Origin of the sequence: Streptomyces sp. ActVer (assembly GCF_027270795.1) — a bacterium.
Classification (GTDB): Bacteria; Actinomycetota; Actinomycetes; order Streptomycetales; family Streptomycetaceae; genus Streptomyces; species Streptomyces umbrinus_A.
In genome coordinates this window covers 1-846 of record NZ_JAPWHT010000974.1, presented here as the reverse complement: position 1 = coordinate 846, position 846 = coordinate 1, and the positions used below count along the sequence as shown (strand labels likewise).

The 846-nt window shown below is 65.6% G+C and carries 1 protein-coding gene; it reads right to left on the bottom strand.

Going from position 1 to position 846, the window contains the following annotated elements:
• Positions 1–27 precede the first annotated feature (27 nt).
• On the bottom strand, positions 28–846 hold an 819-nt coding region (locus tag O3Q52_RS53695; protein WP_269655628.1), incomplete at its 5' end, for an IS3 family transposase.

Here is an 846-nt window from a genome sequence, read left to right as displayed (position 1 = left end):
TGAACCGCCCCGGGTTCGATAGAGATCTCAGATTATGGTTGTGACCTGGGGTTTCGTGGATTCCATGTAGTGGTTGGCTTCGTACTCGACGGGCGGAACGTGCCCGATCTCACCGTGGAGCCGGCGGTGGTTGTACCAGTCGACCCATTCTGCGGTGGCCAACTCGACCTGGGCGAGAGACTTCCAGGGCCGTCGGGGCTTGATCAGCTCGGTCTTGAACAGGCCGATCGTGCTCTCCATCAGGGCATTGTCGTAGGCGTCGCCGACCGATCCGATCGAGGCGGCGATGCCGGCGGCGTCCAGGTGCTCGGCGAGCCGGAAACTCGTATATTGCGACCCGGCATCCGAGTGGTGGATCAACTCGCCTGGCTGAACCGGGTGTTGGTCGCGGTCACGTTGCCACACGGCCATCTGCAGGGCGTCCAGGACGAAGACCGTTTCCTTCACGGTGGCCGCGGACCAGCCGACGATCCGGCGGGAGAACGTGTCCACGACGAAGGCGACGTAGACGACTCCGGCCCAGGTCTTCACGTGGGTGAAGTCCGCGACCCAGCAGCGGTTCGGGGCGGCAGCGACGAAGTCGCGGTCCAGCAGGTCCGGCGCCCGTTCGGCCTGCCCGCCGGGCAGCGTGGTGATCACCTTCTTGCCGCGGACGGCGCCGGTGATGCCGAGTTCGCGCATGAGGCGCTCGACGGTGCAGCGGGCCACGACATGTCCCTGCCGGTTCAGTTCGCGCCAGATCTTCCGCGCCCCGTAGACGCGGTAGTTGGACGTGTGGACCTCCTGGATGCGCTCTTTGAGTTCCTGGTCGCGCACGGATCGGGCGGAGGGAGCTTCGAGGCGTTT